Here is a 20813-nt window from a genome sequence, read left to right as displayed (position 1 = left end):
AAAAGTGGGACGGATGGTTGCTTCGTGCGGCCAAGTGAAAAAGGAGTCTGCCAACGGCAGACTCCTTTATTTTACGCATACCCGTTCTTCAGAACATGACCATTGACGTGAAGACACTCTATTGTCGTTGTGGTGCTTCATCTATTGGTTTGTGCTCGCCGCCATGTCCTGGCTGGTAACCGTTCTTGTACAGCATATACCACATGATAGCAAATCCCGCGGAGCCAAGCAGGGCGAAGAAGACACCTGCATGGTACATCATTTCACCACCGAAGTTCTGGAATAGCCAACCTCCCGCAAAACCTGCTACGATACCGGATATACCACTCCAGGTCAAGGTATATACGGCCTGTCCGGATGATCGATATGCTGCAGGCGTGAACAGGACGGTCAACTGGGTGCCTACATAGAAATATCCACCGAAGGTGACGCAATGAAGTGCTTGAATGAACACGATCTGAATCGGATCTGTAGCCAGCGCCATGAGTTCCCAACGTAAGGCAAACAGCAAACTGACGAGTGCCAAACAGCCGACCATCACGGTCATTTTTTTCTTCAAGAAGCGATCAAACATTAAAAAGACAATAATTTCAAATACCGATGACATAAAAACGGCAAAACCAAGCATCAGCTTGGACCCACCCAGTTCGGTGATGTACAAGGACATAAAGGCGCCGTTGATTGAATTAGGAATCGATACAAGGATGCCTAACAAAATGAAGGATATAAAGTATCCGTTTAATAAAATACTGCCAAAGCCACGTAAATGAATGGTTGCCGTCTCCACAGTGCTTTTCAGTGGTGGAATTGCCAAAGTGCAGATCAATGCAGCCAGAAGAAGTATCGTAAAGATGGTGGATATACTGGATACTCCTGTGTGGTCAACAACGATGCCGGCAACTGCCGCAGTCACAGCCCAACCGAAGGAACCCCATATGCGAAATGAACCAAATTTCCGGTCTGTGCCCTCAATATAACTGAGAATCAGGGTATTGCTTTGGGCAAATAACGGACTTTGAAAAAAGTAAAAGCCAATCATCGACACATAAATCATGACATACGTGTGAACATGAAATAAAGCTTGTAGCAGTAACAGTGTACCTATAATCATAAATAGTAGAATACGTCGGAGATTTCGGCTCCGGTCGCTTGTATATCCCCAAAAAGGGTTCGCGAATACAGATACAAAAGGTCCGATGGCCATCAGACTCCCGATTTCCAGCTTGTCCATACCAATATCTTGCAAATACAACGGGAAGAAGCTGGAAAAGATGACCATAGCTCCATATAGAAAAAAGTTATATAGCTTTAGGGAATATAGGGGAGTCTCTTGAATTTCTCTCTTTTGCAAGACAAGCCATTCCTTTCTTAGCCCGATAGAGAACTACGCACCGATGTCGATCTGTGGGAATGTTCTTTATTCCAATGTATCATGTGTTGAAAGGGTTAACAAACCAATAAAATTACAATTATGTAAATTTCAATTTTGTCCAAAATTCCATATGCATATATGTGATTGTTTTTTAAAAAAAGGAGGAGTTTTTAATGGAAGTGACTGGTATTATCATCGCAGGAGGACGTTCCAGCCGAATGGGACAGGATAAGGCTCTGCTAGAGATTGAAGGAGCTACTATGCTTGAACGGACATATATTACATTGCAGCAGGCGACCCAACGGGTGATAGTAGTCACCCGTGACGATCAAGGATATGAACAGGACAGTATGGAAGCTGTATCTGATATCTATCCGGGTATGGGGCCCTTGAGTGGTATTCATGCAGGATTATCTGCATCTACTACGGAATGGGGAATAGTCGTGGCCTGTGATATGCCTTTTGTACAGCTGGAAGTGCTGCAAGCCTTGCTTGTTTTAACTGAGAAGTGGGCGGCATCCAAAGGAGCAGCGGAATCACCACTGCAAGCGGTAATTGCTTCTGTGGCCGGACGTATGCACCCTTTGCTGGGAGTGTATCATCGGAGCGTATTGCCATCTGCTGAGGAACGTTTGCGGAATAAACGGCTTCGTCTCACCGAATGGTTGGAAACGTTGAATGTTCGGTATGCAACCATAGCGGATATGCCGGGAGTGACTGAGAATATATGGCACAATGCCGTGTTCAACATGAATAATCCTCAGGATTACAAGTTTGTGTTAGAGCAGTTCCGGAAGGATTAGAAGCATTTAGAGAATATTAAGCAATGAATTTGGGGGAGTACATAACATGCTGGAAGCTATTATACATGCCGTTTTATTGGCATTGGGATTGATTTTGCCTTTAGGGGTACAAAATGTATTTGTGTTTAATCAGGGGGCGTCCCAGTCGCGGTTTCGCAATGCACTGCCTGCTGTCATTACAGCGGGTGTCTGTGACACCATTCTGATCACGCTTGCTGTCGGAGGTGTGTCCCTTGTTTTGCAGCAATTTCTATGGCTCACGAATGTGCTTTATGCGGCGGGCTGTTTGTTCTTGCTGTATATGGCTTGGACTCTTTGGAGATCGAAGGCTGCTTCCTCGGGAGAAAGTCAGCCGATGCTGCCGAAACGCCAGATGATTTTTGCCGCCTCGGTATCACTACTGAATCCACATGCTATACTCGACACGGTTGGTGTAATTGGAACCAGCTCCCTGCAATATAACGGCGTGGAACGTTGGGCCTTCGGTCTGGCCGCTGTGTCAGTATCGTGGATATGGTTTGTGGGTCTGGCAACGGCGGGACGCCTTGTAGGACGTATGGATTCAGAAGGAAAGTTTGGTACTGTGCTCAACAAAATATCGGCACTGATTATTTTGGGTCTGGCCATTTATATGGCGATAAATTTTATGACCAGTATGTGACCCGATCCTTGTTAGAAGAAAAACTTCAATAAAGCGAATACCCCGCTCAAAGCAAAGGGGACACCAATCAAAAACAACATAAAGGCCAGGCAGCCTGCACCATTTACGCCGCCTGCAATTCGGGCGTCCCGAGGGTTAGCCGGATTGTATAATACCTTAGTCTTGCTGCCAACCCGGTTAAGGCTGAGATTGGTACTATAAGGATTCCAGAATTCCACGACTTCACCTGAAGCTGTATAGAAGCGTACCTTTAATCGGCGGGTGTAGCTGGTATCTACCGGATCATCACGGTCAAAGGGAACGACATCGATATCTACTTCGATATGCGCGTCAACGATTTGCCCTTTGGTACGGACCCAGTGGCGTTTACGATAACGATGGCGACGGATCGTTTTGAATCCAAAATAGATGAACAACAGACCGATCAAGCTAAACAACGGCATGAGCAGATCGGAGCTAAAATGAAACCAGTACACATTGAAATCAATTGAAATGATAATCTACTCCTTTAACCAAGCGATAAACAATATATCGGATATACTTACGAATAGTTTAATTTTTCCATAGGGAATAAGGCGCAGAGGAATGGAATACAAAAAAGATCCACTTTCCAGGGAAGTGGATCTTTTCAATAGCTACTTGGACTACTTATTGCTCAATAGAGACATATCAAAATCAATATCCTCGATAACCTTATTATATGAATTATTATGTGCTACATATATATTTAAAATAAGATTTTTATACGATATTAGTTATTAAATAAAAGCTAATTTGGATGAAAAGCATTACTTTTTAAATTCGATCAGGAGGTGCTTGATATGCAGCATCAGATGGACGATATAGACCACAAAATCATGAAATTGCTACAGCATGATGCCCGAATAACGATTTCCCAAATCAGTAAAGAAATTTCAATGTCACAGCCGTCCGTTAAAGAAAGAATGACCAAGCTTGAAGAACGAGGGATTATTTCTGGATATAATGCTGTATTTAATTTACGGGAACTGAATCGGGGGACAACAACGTTTATTCTGGTAAAGACAGAACATTGCCAAGAGCTGATTGATTTTTGTAAGGCGGCGAAGGAAGTTACCGATTTATTCCGCATCAGTGGGGAATTTAATTATCTCATTAAGGTACAAAGTTCGTCTGTAGAGGAAATTGCAGAGTTTCAGGATTCTCTAGTTAAGCTGGGCCCCTCGAAATCGCATATTTGTATGAAAAATATACTGGAAAACAGGGTTTTGTTGTAGGTCAGCAGAGAAACGCATATTTGGAACAAAACATTCAGTAAAGCTGTTATTCGTGACATTAAATTAGGTGAATGGTTGGATGAAAAAAGTGACGCTGAATTACACCAGCGTCACCGTAATTCCCTGCTCCAGACGCTCCACGTCCTGGAGCTCGATCTTGCCGGCCATGGCGTGCAGAGCCGCCGCTGTGCCGCAGGCCGCTCCCTGCCGCAGCATGGCAGGGAGATCCAGCCCCGCCGCCGCGCCGGTAACCATTCCGGCGACCATGGCGTCACCGCTGCCGAGTGCGCTGACAATGTCCGCCTCCGGCAGGCTCACACGGTAGCGCGCATCGCGCGTTACCGCCAGCGCCCCGCGCGCGCCGAGCGAGATGACGGCCAGCTGCGCTCCTGCTTCCAGCAGCTGCGATGCTGCCGCTTCAGCGGCATCTGGGCGCGCTGCGTCGATTCCCGCGAAGCGGGCGGCCTCGTCCTCGTTAGGCTTCACGAGGTCGGGCTTTCCGCGCAGCCCCAAGCGCAGCGCCTCGCCGCTCGCGTCCAGCGCCACCCGCGCGCCGCGCGACTTCGCCAGCGTGCACAGCTCGGCATATAGATTGGGCGGGCAGCCGGGTGGCAGGCTGCCGGAGAGAACGACCCAAGCCGAATCCTCGGCAAGGGTCGCGATTTTGCGCCGCAGCGCGGCTAGTTCAAACGGCCCCACGGTCGGGCCGCTCTCAATTAGCTCGGTCTGCGTGCGGGCAGCCGGGTCGAGCACGGTTATGGCGAGACGGGTTTCCCCGTGTGCCGTTTCGATGAAATCGGCGTTTACGCCTTCCGCGCTCAAGCCGTCGATGAGCAGCCGTCCGGTGTGTCCGGCCACAAATCCGGTCGCTCGTACAGGCTGACCTAGTGTGCGAATGACACGAGCGGCATTCACGCCCTTGCCGCCTGGCACCGTCAGGCCGCCTTCAATGCGGTGGACGGCATTCAATCCAAAGCCTGCAACCGTGTAGATTTTATCTACTGCCGCGTTAAGTGTTACGGTGGTAATCACAAGGCATCACTCCTTAAGAAATCAGCTTTAAGCCCAATGCTGCGGCAAGAATCATGGCGATGAACAAAACACGCAGTACGCTTTTTTGCTCGCCATACAGGAACATGCCTGTAATCGTACTGCCGACGGTCCCAATGCCTGTCCATACGGCATAGGAAGTTCCCATAGGCAAACTATTCATGGCGTAGCTGAGCAGAGAGAAGCTAAGAATAAAGGATAAGATCATAAGTGCTAAAGCCTTCCACCCTTTGCCGACCGTAACTCCCTTCATGCCGATGACTCCAAGCACTTCCGAGCATCCCGCGATAACCAATGCAATCCAAGCCATTATGCACCGCTCCCTTCCTGAGCATCACGATCGGTAACTAACTTCAAGCCGATCACACCCGCTAGCAAAAGGGCGATTAACAGTGTTTTGGACCATTGAAACGGCTCCCCGAATAGCAGCATTTCACCTACGACGGTTCCCCCTGTGCCCAATCCGGTAAATACAGCATACACCGTGCCTACAGGCAGACGCTTTGCAGCCTTCATGATTAAATAAAAGCTGGCCACCACAGCCAGCACAGTTACAGCCCAGGTGAGTACAGAATCTGCATGCTTCAAGCCTGATACCCATACGACCTCAATCAGGCCTCCAACAAAAACGTAAATCCAACTGCGATTCATGATGAATTTCTCCTCAATTTAGTATAATTTTACAATTACATTAACTTCACCTTTCACGAGGTGAAGTTAACGTAATTCCACGCCAAAAAATAGGCCATGCAGCGTTTAGCCTTCGGTGGTAGTTGGTGCTTCCGCTGTACAGCAGCTCTACCATGATTCCATCCACCAGCGTCATGTAGGCTAAAGCCACATCCGCTGGCTTCATATGTCCAAAGGGTTCCCGATCCCGTACATTTCGGAGGCGACGAGTTAATTTTCGCTCCATTTGTTCCAGGAAAGGATTCACAATATTCAGTACCTCGTTATATAAAGATACAGGTGGAAAAAAGGAAAAACGAAGCATAAACTTGGCTGAGTTGTTGCCCTCATATTCCTGTTCCATCCAGAACAAGAAATTATGCAGTGTATGCTCCAGCGACTGTTCTTTGCGTTCCGTAAAGTATTCAAAAATACGTAAATTCTGCTCTTGAAACGCGTAACTTGCCACCTGCAAAAACAAATCCTCCTTACCCTGAAAATGCGCATATATAGACGGTTTTCGGATTCCAACCTCGGCGGCAATACTGCTCAAGGATGCTCCCTCATACCCATTGGCGGCAAATTGGAAAAGAGCGGCCTTTCGAATCTCTTCCATTCCCATTATCATCACCTACCTAACGTTCGTTAGTTTATTTTCACATGAAAAAAAGTAAGTGTCAACCCATCGACATTTCGTTATGTACTCTGGATTTTTTTATTCAACATTTAAATAAAAAAGTGGGAAGAAATAAGGGGCTCATGTACAATATAATGAGGAATATCTGTTCAAATGCAGTCCATTGGAAGTGAGGTTAGTTATGAGGCGAAGCTTACTGGCCGTATTGATCGCGGCTATGGTGTTTATTATTTATTATTTTGGCTTGTTTAATTACATCGGTAAAAATGAAGGAACTGTCATCAGTATTTTCTCTACTCTGACGGTTATTTCCATAAGTCTGATTATTTTCACGGAGAATCGTAATCCTTCCACCACCATGTCATGGATTTTGCTGCTGGCGTTGTTGCCAGTCGTTGGACTTCCTCTTTATTTTTTATTTGGGCAAAATGTATTCAAGCGCCGCAAGTATGACAAAAAGGCATTGCGTGACCAACAGGCGTATGAGCGTATCGAAAAGGATGCTTTGCGGGTCAAACGAGATCTGACCTGCTTTACAGATGAGCAGCAGCAGTTAATGCGCCTGGCCCGGAGATTGGCCCGCTCCCCGATTTATTTTGCGACAGAAACCCAGATTCTGAATAATGGAGAGGAAACCTTCTCCACGCTGCTCGAAGAACTGCGCAAGGCGCAGCATCATATCCATATGGAATATTACATTTTCCGCTCGGATGATATCGGTACCAGCATTCAGAAAATTTTGATTGAAAAGGCTAAAGCGGGTGTTAAGGTTCGGTTTATGTACGATGCAGTCGGTAGTATTCAGTTATCGAAGGCATTTTTGAAGGAAATGAAAGATGCAGGAGTAGAGGTTGTTGCATACGGAGGCGCTCGGATTTTGTTCTTCTCCAGTCGGGTAAACTACCGTAATCACCGTAAAATTGTAGTTATCGACGGTAATATTGGATTAATCGGTGGCCTAAATGTGGGAGATGAGTATCTCAGCCGCAACAAAGCCTACGGCTTTTGGCGTGACACGCATATGATTGTGAAGGGCGAAGCTGTGCGGACGTTGCAACTTATATTTTTACAGGATTGGCTTCATATGACGGGTGAATCGGTACTGGATAGCGAATATCTGTCTCCCGATATTGAACCGATCACGGATGGCGGCGTACAGATTATTGCCAGCGGACCAGACAATGAGCGGAGAGTGCTTAAAAATCTATTCTTCTCCATGATCACATCCGCTCGAAAATCCGTCTGGATTGCCACTCCTTATTTTATCCCGGATGAAGATATCCTGACTGCTTTACGGATGGCTGCTCTATCCGGGTTGGATGTGCGTATTCTATTTCCCGCGAAACCGGATAAATGGCTGCCTTTTCTCGCATCCCACTCGTATTTCCAATCGTTGCTGGAGGTGGGAGTCAAGGTATATGAATATGAAAAAGGATTTCTTCACTCCAAGCTTCTCATTATTGACGGGGAAGTTGCGACTATTGGGACAGCCAATATGGATATGCGCAGCTTCCATCTGAATTTTGAAGTGAACGCTCTGTTGATTCAAACACACAGTGTGCAGCAGATGGTGACCGACTATGAGCGAGATTTGCAGAATGCCAGTTTGATCGTACGCGAGGAATTCATGAAAAAACGTCTGTTCAAACGTTTGATGGAATCGCTGGCTCGGCTGCTTTCACCGCTGCTGTAATGCACAAATGAAGAGCTGTGGATAAGGTAGCAGATCCTATAGTCAAAATGTAGTAAAGCCCAAAATATCCTGGAGACGGTATACAATATCTTTCCAAAATGTTGAATGATCCTCGTAAGCCGCCAGATCCAGACTGTATTCAGCTCCCCGGTTATTCCACAGCTTATCAAAATAGGCCGCCACCTGTCGGGTCAGCTTGCTGTCCGCCGGAGCGGCCACCCACAGTTCATTCTCCAGATTTAAATCATCCAAATTACGGGGAGTCAAATTGGTAGAGCCCCCCCAAATCAAATGCTCTCCTTGTGCCTTGGCAATATAAATCAGCTTCGTATGGAATTGCTCATGGGTAGTATGATACCAACGAATTTGAATGTTTCCATCCGATTTATCGGACAACTCTTGGGCAACAGGACGATTAGGGATGCCTATTTTTTCCTGCCCGAACGCGTTTTCATTGGGGTCTAGCAGCAATTGGATGTTTACGCCGCGTGCCGAGGCATCCAGCAGGCTATTCAATATTTTGCGATCAGCCAAATAAAACATGCCCATATGAATGCTGTCACCTTGCTTCGTCTGCTTAATGCCATTCAGAACGGAGGCATACACTTTGCCTTCAGTGAGATATTTGATCCGGTAGCTGTCCTTACCTGATGGGACTAGGGGCTCTGCTTGAGGTGTGTAGACAGGAAGTTGCCCTCCGCCCGAGAAGTCCAATACCGCCTGCTCTGTTTGTAAAATATCTCCGATGATCGGTCCCTTCACTTCTAGGGCAACATTGGAATGATAGGCACTTGCATCGTGAACATTACCTGTAGAAATGAGAGCAGTTTGCTCGTTGGCAACCAATTTTCGGTGATTGGCCTTGACGTTTAACAGCTTTAAATAAGAGCGAGCCGTAACGTCAGGTCCGTCACTGGCCATCAGATTGGGAATCCAGCCTGTGCCATGCTGCCCGAACCACTGGAAAAAGGTACGCCACACCGCTGAATAGATAGGCGTGGAGTCCCGCAACGGGTCTACATCGGTCTGTACGACCTGAATTCCTACTTGCTTCATATTCTCCAACAAAGGATTGGGAGCAGAATTATAGTTGGTATTGACTTCATCTGTAATGAAAAAGATAGGCATCTCAGGATAAGCTTTCTTTTTGGCGATAAGATGATTAGTCATTTGTGCGCTAACTTCGGGGAAATGCTGGCCTTTATGCTTATAATCGTTGAACAGAAACAGGTCAATGACGATAAATTGCTGGGCTTCATCAATGATGCCGAGCATACGATTCAAAATTTGCCCTTCATGTTGTACAGTGCTTCCAACCCCAGTAGGGTAGGTCAAATCCGTCCAAAAGTTTACCTCGTTTGTTGAATACTCCTGACTTTCATAAGAGACGAACGGAGGCAAGGGTTTATGAGTCTGATACAGCATGACGCCAATCAGCCAGAGGATAAGCAGCAGAATAGCGATTTTAAGAGCACGGCCCTTGTGCACGGTTTTTCTTTGATATTCCGGCACAGAATGCAGCGGATTTTGTTTAGTCATACGACGATCAGCTCCTTAATTAAATGCTGCATTCATCTTATCGTGTCCGAACATGCAGATTATGAAATAGATACTGTTTAATTATTACCGCAAGTCCACAGGATTGAAGCGGAATGCTGAACAGAATGAAATGGAGAACGTTTTATTAATTAATTGAGGACATATGTCCTTTATAGGCAGGCTGACCTATACTTAAATAGATACAAAAGTCATTTACATGGGGAGAATAACGATTTATGAGAGGAATCTTGTTTGCTTTTCTGGGAGGCGCTTGTATTACGCTACAGGGGGTAGCGAATACACGGATTAGTCAGGATATCGGGACATGGCAGGCGGCTGCCGTTACTCAGCTAATAGGTTTTATTTTGGCTGCATTAGTTTGGATGTTTACAAAGGATGGCCGTGTGTCTGAAATGAAACAGGTAAAGCCGATGTATCTTTGGGGTGGTGCTTTTGCGGCTATCATTATATTTAGTGAAGTCACCGCCATTCAACATATTGGGGTTACGTTCACGATCTCGGCGCTGTTGATTGCTCAGTTATGCTTAACATTTCTGGTAGACATCAAGGGATGGTTTGGCATCGTGAAGCAAAAGATGAAGCTGCCACAATTTATAGGTATTGGTATGATGATCGCGGGTGTCATTATTCTAAAGCTCTAAAATAAAACTTTATTATAGAAAAAGCTTAGAACGTAGAATTGAAGGTGAACTGAGGAATGAGGGAAATACAGGATCAAGAGCAGCTAAAGTATTTTTTGCATCTGCATCAGTTGGAATCCATACTCTACGAGCCACTACATCCCTATTTGTCGCTGTATCGTTTGGAGCAAGGGGAAAAACTCTGTTCGCAGGGAGACGCCATTGAACATCTGTATATTCTGGTGCAGGGCAAGGTCAAAATTTTTACCAGCTCTACAGAAGGGAAGACTCTGATCCTTTGCTTCAAAACCCCGATCGAGGTCATAGGAGATGTTGAATATATTCGTAATAGTCACGTCATCAATACAGTAGAGGCAGTGTCGCCGATCTATGTGATTGGTGTCCATCACCAATGGATGAATAAGTACGGCAGAGATTATGCTCCTTTGCTGCAATTTCTTTTGGATATTGTCACGCGAAAGTTTTGTCTGGACTCTGATTTCTCCAGTTTCAACCTTATGTATCCGGTGGAAGTCAGGCTGGCGAGCTACCTGCTATCTGTTTCTTTTGACGAATCCAATTCTGCCTTTCATGAGGAACTACGGGCATCCAGTCTGGTGGATGTGGCGAATTTGATCGGAACCAGTTACAGACACCTTAACCGTGTCATTCGCAAAATGATTGAAGAGGGATTGGTTGAACGGGCAAAAGGCTATATTGTCATTAAGGACAGAAAAGGTTTGAGTGAACTTGCAGGCCATAATATTTATGAATCGTTGCAATCATAGTGCTTTGAAGTAGAGCAGCACAATAAAGGGACTATCAAGGGAGAGGTAAACATGTTATTAGGGCTCATATTGGCAGTTATCGCAGGTGCTTTGGTCAGTCTGCAAACGATATTCAATAATAAGGTGAATGAGCGGACAGGTTCATGGGCCACAACGACATTGGTACTGGGAACGGGCTTCTTGGCTTCCTTGCTCGGGAGTCTTATTTTTGAAGGGAAAAATACATTTGTTTTACATCATATGCAGCTATGGTATTGGTTCAGTGGCATGATTGGTGTTGGCGTTGTGTTCTGTCTGGTGCAAGGAATGAAGCGACTGGGCCCAACCTATGCGATTTCCATCGTATTGACGGCACAATTAGGTACCGCTCTGTTGTGGGATTCGTTAGGATGGCTGGGATTAGAAAAGATTCCGTTTACCTTCAATAAGTTGATCGGTGTAATCGTCATTATTGGCGGTATTCTCGTTTTCAAATTTGGACATGGGCGGACGAAGGAGCCACAAGAAAATATTACACCTATACCTGATTCGATGAAGAGCTAAAGGAGGTTGTGATGACCTTTATCCTGCTATGATTGGGGTCCCGCTTTCGCAGGGGCATTTTGTAGAAAAGCTGCATCTTAAGCAGGTGCTGCTTTTCATCCCATAGGCAAGAAAAAATGTTCACAGTCATGTATATATTTTTCCATCCATGATACAATGAAAATATCTTAAAATAGTGCTTTAAGGGCTTAGATATTTGATATATGAGACGATAAATAGATCGGTTACCGTGTTCGGGAACGGTCTTATTTGTGCTTCACGAACCTGATGGAGTAAACAGAGTGACTTTGGATGAGGTGGAACATAGATGAGTAATACAGAAAATAAAAAAGGATCACCTGACGGCTCGAACAGATCCGGCTCTTTGTTACCTGCCGCACAGACAGGTGAACGGAAGATTGAGCATGTCCGCCTTTGTCTGCAAGAAGATGTGGCCGGACATGGTATCACCAGTGGGCTGGAGCGATATAGCTTTAAGCATTGCGCATTGCCGGAGCTACACTTTGACGAGGTGCGTCTGGATACCAAATTTATGGGACGTACTGTACGGACACCGCTGCTCATCAGTTCGATGACAGGCGGCAGCGCCGAGACAGGAGCGATTAATGAGCGATTAGCAGAGACAGCAGAGAGACGTGGCTGGGCGCTGGGTGTCGGCTCGGTACGAGCTGCGGTGGAAAAAGAAGAATTGGCCTCAACTTTTGCGGTTCGCCGTCTGGCACCCAGCATCCCGATCCTTGCTAATCTGGGTGCAGTGCAGCTGAACTACGGATTTGGCGTGGATGATTGCCAACGTGCAGTGGAAATTGCCGGAGCGGATATGTTGGTGCTGCATTTGAACGGATTGCAGGAGATATTCCAACCTGAAGGGAATTTGGATTTCAGCGGGCTACTTGAGCGCATCGAAGAGTTGTGTCATCGTCTTTCGGTGCCAGTAGGCGTGAAGGAAGTAGGCTGGGGCATAGATGGTGAGACGGCATCGAGATTATATGATGCAGGCGCCGCTTTTATTGATGTCGCTGGTGCAGGCGGGACAAGCTGGAGCCAAGTGGAGAAATTTCGTAATCCTGATCCTGTGCGCCGTGCAGCGGCGGAGGCGTTTGCGGATTGGGGCAATTCGACCGCTGATTGTATCGTGGAGGTTAGAGCAGCCCAGCCTAATGGCACTCTGATCGGTAGCGGTGGACTGAAAAACGGTGTCGATGCTGCGAAGGCACTTGCTTTGGGCGCCGACATGGCAGGCTTCGGTCGCTCTTTGCTTGGCTCGGCGGTCACCTCCAGCGAGGCGTTGGAAGCGCGATTGGAGCAAGTAGAGCTGGAATTGCGCACAGTCATGTTTGGCATCGGAGTTGCTGGGATCGAAGGTCTTAAAGACACGACCAGACTAAGAAAGAAGGCGAACGGATGAGTGGGTTCATTAAGTTGGTTCCGATGAACGCAGAGCAGTATGAACGCTTTGAGCAACGCTCACTCGCGGATTATGCGGAGGAGAAAATCCAGGCAGGCGCGTGGACGGTGGAAGAGGCACCGGAACGGGCAAAGGAAAGCTTTGCAACATTTTTGCCGCAAAGACTGGATACACCCCACGCTCACCTGTACATGCTTGAGTATTCGGGTAGTGCGGGGCAGTGCCCCGAGGAAGCGGGATATATATGGTTCAACATTACAGAAAGTGCGCAAGGCAAAGAAGCTTTTTTGCTGGATATTCTCGTTTACGATTCATATCAGGGGCAAGGCCTGGGTACGTTGACGATGCAGGCGTTGGAACAAGAAGCTCGGAGGCTGGGTGCGGTTCGCATCGGTCTGCATGTATTTGGGCATAATGAGCGGGCTTTACATGTATATCGCAAGTCTGGTTATCGGGTTACGGATATCCAGATGAGCAAGGAAATCTAAATAAAGAAATCTAAATAGGGATGCAGCAAAACCCTAAATTCACAGTCATATGCTTGCCGCATGTATAGGTTCTCCTATATAATGTGGGTTGGTAAACTAACAGATGGTATAACGCATATTTTATATAAACGGGAGTTGTTCTGATTATGGCTTTAAAAGCGGGGATCGTAGGTCTGCCGAACGTGGGCAAATCAACACTGTTTAACGCAATAACGCAGGCGGGGGCGGAATCCGCAAACTATCCATTTTGTACAATTGACCCTAATGTAGGGGTCGTTGAAGTACCGGACGAGCGGCTGGATAAGCTGACTGAACTGGTAGTACCGAACAAAACGGTACCAACGGCTTTTGAATTTGTTGATATTGCAGGACTTGTACGAGGTGCCAGCAAAGGCGAGGGTTTGGGCAACAAGTTTTTGGCTCATATTCGTGAAGTAGATGCCATTGTTCATGTGGTACGCTGCTTTGAAGATGAGAATATTACCCATGTGGACGGCAAAATTGATCCGATCAGCGATATTCAGACGATTAATCTGGAATTGATTCTGGCGGATATCGAAAGTGTAGACAAGCGCATTGAACGTTCCCGCAAAAACATGAAGGGCGGCAACAAGCAGTATGCCCAAGAGGTTGAAGTACTGGAACGGATCAAGGAATCGCTGTATGCTGACAAACCTGCACGTAGCGTAGAATTGTCAGAAGACGAAAAGTTGATTATACGCGACCTTCATTTGCTTACAATGAAGCCTGTATTGTACGCGGCTAATGTCAGCGAAGATGGTGTAACGGAAGCTGATAGCAATCCATATGTGCAAAAGGTACGTGAATTTGCAGTGGCGGAAAATGCTGAAGTGGTACCGATCAGCGCCAAAGTAGAGGCTGAAATTGCTGAGCTGGAAGGCGAAGACAAGGCAATGTTCCTTGAGGAGCTGGGGCTGGCTGAATCCGGTCTGAACCGTCTGATCAAAGCAGCTTACCGCTTGTTGGGACTGTATACGTATTTCACAGCAGGTGTGCAGGAAGTACGCGCATGGACTATTCACAAAGGAACAAAAGCACCTGGCGCTGCGGGCGTAATCCACTCGGATTTTGAACGCGGATTTATTCGCGCTGAGGTTGTATCCTATGATGATTTGGTCGCTGCTGGATCTATGAACGGGGCCAAGGAACGTGGTCAGCTTCGTTTGGAAGGCAAGGAATATGTGGTGCAGGACGGAGACGTAATGCATTTCCGTTTTAATGTTTAGTATGCATCTCGGCGTATAACAAACAGAGTTTATATACAAACATATTAAGTAATGATATATGTGTTGCCTGCATGTACCAATTACGTAGTCGCTGCCTGTCCCGGGCGGCGGCTTTTTATATTTGATTCGCATTTCTTTTATTAGTTGAGAGTTTGTTATTCAACTCTTTAGCGAGATTTTGTTTATTCGACTTCAATTGATTTGCGGATTTTTGCAAAATCCTAAATTAGCAAGTATTTTATGTAGCTAATTAATCGAATAGTTGTTATAATAAAGAGCTGTAGCCAGTGAATTTAAAGCTGGTTTCATATTAATTTAACTGAAGAGGTGAATCGCTTGTTGGACCGATTGCAATCATTGGCGGACCGCTACGATAAACTGAGCGAACTGCTCTGCGATCCGGATGTGGCGAACGATAGCAAAAAACTTAGAGATTATTCCAAAGAACAGTCTGATTTACAGCCTGCTTATGAAGCATATACCGAATATAAAACTGTCGTTGAGGAGCTGGACGCTGCTAAAGCCATGCAGGCAGAAAAGCTGGACGACGAGATGCGTGAAATGGTCAAAATGGAGATTGAAGAGCTGAGTGCCCGTAAGCGGGAGCTGGACGAGAAAATTCGTATTTTGCTGCTGCCGAAGGACCCGAACGATGATAAGAACGTTATTATCGAAATTCGTGGTGCTGCGGGTGGGGACGAGGCCGCGCTGTTTGCAGCGGACTTGTACCGGATGTACACGCGTTATGCAGATACCCAAGGCTGGCGTGTAGAGCTGATGGATGCAAACATGAATGACCTTGGAGGCTTTAAAGAGGTTATTTTCATGATTAACGGACGCGGTGCATACAGCAAAATGAAATTCGAAAGTGGCGCGCACCGTGTACAGCGGATTCCGACAACTGAATCTGGCGGACGTATTCATACGTCTACCTCCACGGTGTCCGTGATGCCTGAGGCAGAGGAAGTGGATATCGAAATTTTAGACAAGGATATCCGCGTGGATACTTTCTGCTCCAGCGGTGCGGGCGGTCAGTCCGTTAATACAACCAAGTCGGCGGTGCGTGTAACGCATATGCCAACAGGTATTGTGGCAACCTGCCAGGACGGCAAGTCCCAAAACTCCAACAAGGAGAAGGCGCTGCAAGTTTTACGTGCCCGTATTTCGGATATGATGCGCCAGGAAGAGGAAGCCAAATATGCAGGCGAGCGTAAGAGCAAAGTAGGTACTGGAGACCGCAGTGAGCGTATACGTACTTACAACTTCCCGCAAAGCCGTGTAACGGATCATCGCATTGGTTTAACCATGCACAAGCTGGACCAGGTGATGAACGGAGAGATCGAAGAAATCGTATCAGCACTCACGATTGCAGAGCAGGCTGATTTGATGGAACAAGAGGTTTAAGTTTTGGGGAACGAACGCGATTGTGTGTATCGGATGCCGCCGGAACGGAACATGAGTGTCAGAGAAGCCTTAGTTGAGGCTTCTTCTTTTTTAGGAAGTTGCGGCGTGTTGGAGCCGCAGCATAATGCCCGCTTGCTGCTGGAACATGTGCTTGGACTGGAAGGTACGAGGTTTTACGCCGCTCTGGGCGATCCGTTCCCTTCCTCCGTCAAGGACACATGGGAACGGATCATCGCCCGCAAAGCTGCGGGTGAACCGGCGCAGTATATTATCGGACAGCAGGAATTTTACGGCCGCCCGTTCGCGGTTTCACCGTCGGTGCTGATTCCGCGCCCCGAGACGGAACTGCTCGTCGAGGCGATACTCCAGCACGGCGACCGGCTGTGGCCGAGCGGTGCTCCGCACGCGCTCGACATCGGTACGGGCAGCGGCGCGATTGCCGTGACACTGGCGGCTGAGCGGCCGCGCTGGCACGTGGCGGCGGGGGATATTTCTGCCGCTGCGCTCGAAATGGCGGCCCAGAACGCTGCCGCAAACGGCGCAGCCGTAGAATTCCGCGAGGGCGATCTACTGGCGCCGTTTACGGGAACAGTGGTGGACATCCTCGTGTCCAACCCGCCATATATTCCAGCTGCTGACATCGCTGGCTTGCAGCCGGAGGTGCGCGACCATGAGCCGCGGATGGCGCTGGATGGAGGTCCTGACGGGCTTGGCCCGTATCGGGCAATGCTGGAGCAGCTGGGGCTCCTTCAGGCCCCACCCCGGCTAATCGGGTTTGAGCTGGGGATGGGACAGGCCAGAGACGTGGCTGGCCTGCTGGAACAGGCAGGTCATTGGAAGAACATTCTAATCATTCCTGACCTTGCGGGGATCGAGCGACATGTCCTAGGCGTCTCGGAGTAGTGCTGCATTTTCTTTTTGCGAGTCTTTCCTTTAGAATAAGAGGAGTATGACCGAGAAACGGCTCAGGGGGAAATCATGCTTCAGAAATTGAAAAAAATTGATGGTCCGGTTATTTTTATTCTGGTTTTGCTCATGGCGATTAGTATCATAACGGTATACAGTGCTGGTAGGGGTCCTACGAACTTGGCAGAGCACGGCAACGACTACCAGAAGATGATCGGGTATTATATATTGGGCTTTGTAGCGATCTTGGGTTTAGCGATAGTCGATTTTCGGATATTCATTAAAAAAGCCTTGTATGTATATGGAGGCGGGATATTCCTGTTGATTCTCGGCTTTTTTGGCGGGACGGTTAATAACTCTCAAGGCTTTTTGAAAATTGGTGGCTTAAATCTTCAGCCTGCCGAGGTATTCAAGCTGGTTCTTATCATTTTTTTGGCGTATATGCTGATTAAAAAGCGCAAGAGCAAGCTGTATTTTATTCAAGATGTTCTTCCAGTTGCTCTGGTGAGCTTTGTCCCGTTTGCCATGGTCATGGCACAAAATGACTTGGGTAATGCGCTCGGTTACATTGTCATCGTCATTGGTATGCTATGGATTGGTAATGTGAAGGCATCCCATGCGCTAATCGGATTTATCGTATTTGCAGTCGCCGTTGGTGGAGGGATCAAAGCGTATATCTCGTTTCACGATGAGATTGATTCCTTTATGAAAGGTATTGGCCGTAGTCACTGGGTAGAGCGTTTGGACCCTTGGCTGGTACCGGAAGAAGCAACCGCGAAGGCATCTTATCATACGAAAAATGCCAAACTGGCAATAGCTTCTGGCGGGATGATGGGCAAGGGCTTTTTGCAAGGAACCTCGGTACAGTCCGGGCGTGTTCCCTATACGTATGCGGATTCTATTTTTGTAGTTGTAGCAGAGGAGTTTGGGTTTGTAGGCTCTTCAATGCTACTATTGCTATATTTTATTTTGATTCACCGAATGATCCTGATTTCGCTGGAATGTCGGGATCGGGCTGGCCCGTATATAATTGTCGGGATTGTGTCCATGTTGCTGTATCAGATTTTTGAGAACATTGGTGCGTTTCTGGGCATTATGCCACTTACAGGGATTACGCTTCCATTCATAAGCTATGGCGGTACCTCGTTGCTTATTAACATGGCTAGTATTGGCTTGGTTATGAGTATTAAGGTGCATGGCCAGGAGTTAGAGGATGACCTGCCGCAGCCTTCCAGAGTAAGCTTGACGAAGGCGAAAAAAGCCTAGTACAGGCGGATTGTGACTAAATATTGATGGTTATTTGTGCGAGTTGAAACGGTGCGACGAAAGAGTCCAGATTGTGAAATCTGGGCTTTTTTATATTCCTAGGTGACGATCAAGCTTGCAATAGCCTGAATTTTTTACGAGATTCATAGGTTTAAACTCTCCCAAACCGGACAGACTGATAGACATGATAGAGTTTGGGTTTGGGGGGACGAAAATGAGAAGTTGGATGAAGCAAGCTGCAATGATACTCTTTTGTATATCGATATTAATGATGTCTTGGGAAGGTCAAAAAACGGACGCTGCGATGACCACGGGAGCAAGAGGGACTTTAGCGTCTGGAGTGGCCACCACAGGGTTGAAGGTAATTCCGCACGATTCCATCCGACTGCGCATTTTGGCTAATTCGGATCGTCCAGAGGATCAGTTGGTTAAGCGCGAAATACGGGATGCCATTGTGCAGCAGATGAATGCGTGGGTGGGTGAGCTGGATAATCCACAAAGCCTAAATCAAGCCAGAGTGTTGATTGATGCACATTTGCCTGAAATTGATCGCTTGGTAGGTGCGGAACTGGCTCGACGCGGTATAGCGTATGATCATCAGGTGGAACTGGCAAGTGTACCTTTTCCGACGAAAATGTACGGTGGCCTTGTTTACCCAGCAGGGAATTATGAGGCGCTTCGAGTTACACTGGGGCAAGGGAAAGGACAAAATTGGTGGTGTGTGCTGTTCCCGCCGTTGTGCTTTATTGATGCAGGTAGCGGTGAAGCAGCAGCACAAACTGTATCGGCAAAAACAAGTCATGAAGACAATCGAACGAATGCTGCTGACAAAGAGCCGGAAGTACGTTTTTTCCTGTGGGATGCCCTTACGGGTCTGTGGAGCTGGGTGAGTGGTTTGTTTGCCTAAACGTCTCGTTAGAGCTATGGAAAAGAGAACAACGAGTGTAAGTTTCCCCATATGTTATAATGGAACTTACGATAGATATGCAGATAGCAGAGCCAAATTGATCTGATTTGTTAAAGTGGGTTTTTGGAGATCAGGGCAATGAAATGGCCTGTATGACAATAAGATATGGGATGATCTGATATGAGCGATAAAGTGAACCAAATGCATGACTTGCACGCAGGTTTTGTGAAAAAAGAGAGAGCAGGGCAGGAGCAGGCATTACAGCCTTCTCACACACACTGGTGGGATGTAAGATGTCTGGTTCCTGATGAGGACACGACTATACCTGCTACCTCGTCTTTTGAGGTGGAAAAAGCGGCTCCCGTTGGTTCTGTGAACAACACAGACGGGGATGATCCTGACGAGCTTTCAGCTGGACAGGCTCTAATCACTGCGGAAAAGGGCATACGGGAGGCCGCCGTACTTCTCCAGGCTGGAGAGACGGTAGCCTTTCCTACGGAAACCGTGTACGGACTGGGGGCCGATGCGCGCAGCACTAAAGCGGTAGAGGCGGTATTCGCTGCTAAAGGGCGTCCGTCCGATAATCCGCTCATTGTACATATTTCCGATGCTGCTCAATTAAAAGGCATGGTAGCGGAAATAAACGATACAGCCCGAGCGCTGATGAATACATTTTGGCCAGGACCGCTGACTCTCGTACTGCCAGTAGTGTCGCAGGCACTTTCATCGCGTGTGACCGCAGGACTGGACACGGTCGGTGTGCGCATGCCGGATCATCCGATAGCGCTACGCTTAATCGCAGAAGCTGGTTGTCCGCTGGCTGCACCAAGCGCCAACCGCTCGGGAAGACCTAGTCCGACCCTAGCACAGCATGTGCTGGAGGACCTGGAGGGCCGCATCGGCGGCATTTTGGACGGAGGTCCCACGGGCGTGGGGCTGGAGTCCACGGTAGTACAAGTCGGTGACGACGGAACCGTCACCATTCTGCGCCCAGGCGGTGTGACTGCTGAACAGCTCGCTACGGTTGCTCGCTCTGTCGTACTGGACCCGGCGCTGGCTGACACACCCGGGCAGGACGCCGATAGCCTGGCGCCACGCTCGCCGGGCATGAAGTATACGCACTATGCGCCACGAGGGCGCTTGAGTGTGGTACAAGGCCCGTCGTCTGGTGAAGTGACGGGCTGGATTCGCACCGCGTTGGCGGAGGCTACCGCGCGCGGGGAGCGCACGGCGGTGCTCGCGTTCGACGACCATGCCGCCAGCTACGCCGGAGAACGAGTCTACACGCTGGGCAAGCTGGACGCGCTTCATGAGGCGGCGCAGCGCCTATACAGCGTACTGCGCCGCTGCGATGAGGACGGCGTCACCTACATTTTGGCGGAAGCCTGTCCGCCGAAAGGATTGGGAGACGCCGTCATGAATCGACTGCTTAAAGCGGCAGGTCATCGAATCATCCGTCTGTAGCTTCTGTAAAGAATTGAGTCTCTTATTTTAATTTCTCCTCGCTCCTTATCTCTGTTTTGGGTATTTTCAGT

Annotated in this window: 22 protein-coding genes; 15 read left to right on the top strand and 7 right to left on the bottom strand. The window is 47.8% G+C overall.

Annotation, left to right across the window (positions count from 1 at the left end):
- Window positions 1-118 precede the first annotated feature (118 nt).
- Window positions 119-1351 carry an MFS transporter gene (locus tag EGM68_RS23735; RefSeq protein WP_013373472.1) on the bottom strand — a complete coding sequence of 411 codons (1233 nt, stop codon included), beginning with the start codon at window positions 1349-1351 and terminating at the stop codon, window positions 119-121.
- Between the two features lie 194 nt (window positions 1352-1545).
- On the opposite strand from EGM68_RS23735, the gene mobA reads away from it, so the two are divergent.
- Window positions 1546-2175, top strand: a complete 630-nt coding sequence (mobA, locus tag EGM68_RS23730) for a molybdenum cofactor guanylyltransferase (RefSeq protein WP_013373471.1) — start codon at window positions 1546-1548, stop codon at window positions 2173-2175.
- A 46-nt stretch (window positions 2176-2221) separates the two neighbouring features.
- Entirely contained in the window at window positions 2222-2836 is a 615-nt protein-coding gene (locus EGM68_RS23725; RefSeq protein ID WP_013373470.1) for a LysE/ArgO family amino acid transporter, read from the top strand.
- 11 nt (window positions 2837-2847) lie between these two features.
- Here the strand turns inward: EGM68_RS23725 and EGM68_RS23720 are convergent, their stop codons facing one another.
- On the bottom strand, window positions 2848-3312 hold the full coding sequence (locus EGM68_RS23720; protein WP_013373469.1) for a DUF3592 domain-containing protein: 465 nt from the start codon (window positions 3310-3312) through the stop codon (window positions 2848-2850).
- Window positions 3313-3657: 345 nt separating this feature from the next.
- Here EGM68_RS23720 and EGM68_RS23715 point away from each other — a divergent pair, with 345 nt between their 5' ends.
- Complete coding sequence (locus EGM68_RS23715; protein WP_013373467.1) at window positions 3658-4092, top strand: Lrp/AsnC family transcriptional regulator; 435 nt, start codon at window positions 3658-3660, stop codon at window positions 4090-4092.
- 99 nt (window positions 4093-4191) lie between these two features.
- Here the strand turns inward: EGM68_RS23715 and EGM68_RS23710 are convergent, their stop codons facing one another.
- The 4 genes from EGM68_RS23710 to EGM68_RS23695 are packed head-to-tail and all read right to left on the bottom strand — an operon-like array spanning window position 4192 to window position 6433.
- Complete coding sequence (locus EGM68_RS23710; protein WP_129550127.1) at window positions 4192-5124, bottom strand: 1-phosphofructokinase family hexose kinase; 933 nt, start codon at window positions 5122-5124, stop codon at window positions 4192-4194.
- Window positions 5125-5137: 13 nt separating this feature from the next.
- The gene (locus EGM68_RS23705; RefSeq protein WP_013373465.1) at window positions 5138-5452 is read right to left on the bottom strand and encodes a DMT family transporter; all 315 of its coding nucleotides are present in this window, start codon (window positions 5450-5452) and stop codon (window positions 5138-5140) included.
- A complete protein-coding gene (locus tag EGM68_RS23700) occupies window positions 5452-5793 on the bottom strand; it encodes a DMT family transporter (RefSeq protein ID WP_016822861.1) in 342 nt (113 codons plus the stop codon). The genes EGM68_RS23705 and EGM68_RS23700 overlap by 1 nt, the downstream gene beginning before the upstream one ends.
- A gap of 46 nt (window positions 5794-5839) precedes the next feature.
- A complete protein-coding gene (locus EGM68_RS23695) occupies window positions 5840-6433 on the bottom strand; it encodes a TetR/AcrR family transcriptional regulator (protein WP_013373463.1) in 594 nt (197 codons plus the stop codon).
- A gap of 196 nt (window positions 6434-6629) precedes the next feature.
- Between EGM68_RS23695 and cls the strand changes: the two genes are divergently transcribed.
- Window positions 6630-8141 carry a cardiolipin synthase gene (gene cls, locus EGM68_RS23690; RefSeq protein ID WP_129550126.1) on the top strand — a complete coding sequence of 504 codons (1512 nt, stop codon included), beginning with the start codon at window positions 6630-6632 and terminating at the stop codon, window positions 8139-8141.
- A 42-nt stretch (window positions 8142-8183) separates the two neighbouring features.
- On the opposite strand, the gene EGM68_RS23685 is transcribed toward cls, so the two are convergent.
- A complete protein-coding gene (locus tag EGM68_RS23685) occupies window positions 8184-9680 on the bottom strand; it encodes a phospholipase D family protein (protein WP_064961662.1) in 1497 nt (498 codons plus the stop codon).
- Between the two features lie 236 nt (window positions 9681-9916).
- On the opposite strand from EGM68_RS23685, the gene EGM68_RS23680 reads away from it, so the two are divergent.
- The 11 genes from EGM68_RS23680 (at window position 9917) to EGM68_RS23630 (ending at window position 20742) form a co-directional block, all read left to right on the top strand.
- Window positions 9917-10342 (top strand): DMT family transporter, encoded by a 426-nt coding sequence (locus EGM68_RS23680; protein ID WP_013373460.1) that lies wholly within the window; start codon window positions 9917-9919, stop codon window positions 10340-10342.
- A 56-nt stretch (window positions 10343-10398) separates the two neighbouring features.
- Window positions 10399-11109: a Crp/Fnr family transcriptional regulator gene (locus EGM68_RS23675; protein WP_129550125.1), complete on the top strand. Its 711-nt coding sequence runs from the start codon at window positions 10399-10401 to the stop codon at window positions 11107-11109.
- 51 nt (window positions 11110-11160) lie between these two features.
- Window positions 11161-11652, top strand: coding sequence for a DMT family transporter (locus tag EGM68_RS23670; protein ID WP_129550124.1), 492 nt, complete (start codon window positions 11161-11163; stop codon window positions 11650-11652).
- A gap of 307 nt (window positions 11653-11959) precedes the next feature.
- Complete coding sequence (gene fni / locus EGM68_RS23665; protein ID WP_129550123.1) at window positions 11960-13060, top strand: type 2 isopentenyl-diphosphate Delta-isomerase; 1101 nt, start codon at window positions 11960-11962, stop codon at window positions 13058-13060.
- Window positions 13057-13548, top strand: a complete 492-nt coding sequence (locus tag EGM68_RS23660) for a GNAT family N-acetyltransferase (protein ID WP_129550122.1) — start codon at window positions 13057-13059, stop codon at window positions 13546-13548. Before fni ends, EGM68_RS23660 begins: the two co-directional genes overlap by 4 nt.
- A gap of 146 nt (window positions 13549-13694) precedes the next feature.
- Window positions 13695-14795, top strand: coding sequence for a redox-regulated ATPase YchF (gene ychF, locus EGM68_RS23655; protein ID WP_013373455.1), 1101 nt, complete (start codon window positions 13695-13697; stop codon window positions 14793-14795).
- A gap of 336 nt (window positions 14796-15131) precedes the next feature.
- On the top strand, window positions 15132-16199 hold the full coding sequence (prfA, locus tag EGM68_RS23650) for a peptide chain release factor 1 (protein WP_013373454.1): 1068 nt from the start codon (window positions 15132-15134) through the stop codon (window positions 16197-16199).
- Between the two features lie 3 nt (window positions 16200-16202).
- Window positions 16203-17102 carry a peptide chain release factor N(5)-glutamine methyltransferase gene (gene prmC / locus EGM68_RS23645; RefSeq protein ID WP_129550121.1) on the top strand — a complete coding sequence of 300 codons (900 nt, stop codon included), beginning with the start codon at window positions 16203-16205 and terminating at the stop codon, window positions 17100-17102.
- 75 nt (window positions 17103-17177) lie between these two features.
- A complete protein-coding gene (locus EGM68_RS23640) occupies window positions 17178-18371 on the top strand; it encodes an FtsW/RodA/SpoVE family cell cycle protein (RefSeq protein ID WP_040102696.1) in 1194 nt (397 codons plus the stop codon).
- Window positions 18372-18585: 214 nt separating this feature from the next.
- The gene (gene spoIIR / locus EGM68_RS23635) at window positions 18586-19278 is read left to right on the top strand and encodes a stage II sporulation protein R (protein WP_129550120.1); all 693 of its coding nucleotides are present in this window, start codon (window positions 18586-18588) and stop codon (window positions 19276-19278) included.
- A 180-nt stretch (window positions 19279-19458) separates the two neighbouring features.
- Window positions 19459-20742: an L-threonylcarbamoyladenylate synthase gene (locus EGM68_RS23630; protein ID WP_129550119.1), complete on the top strand. Its 1284-nt coding sequence runs from the start codon at window positions 19459-19461 to the stop codon at window positions 20740-20742.
- The last annotated feature ends 71 nt before the right edge of the window (window positions 20743-20813 follow it).

Origin of the sequence: Paenibacillus sp. M-152 (genome assembly GCF_003856555.1) — a bacterium.
Taxonomy (GTDB): Bacteria; Bacillota; Bacilli; order Paenibacillales; family Paenibacillaceae; genus Paenibacillus; species Paenibacillus polymyxa_C.
This window is presented reverse-complemented; position numbering and strand designations above follow the sequence as displayed.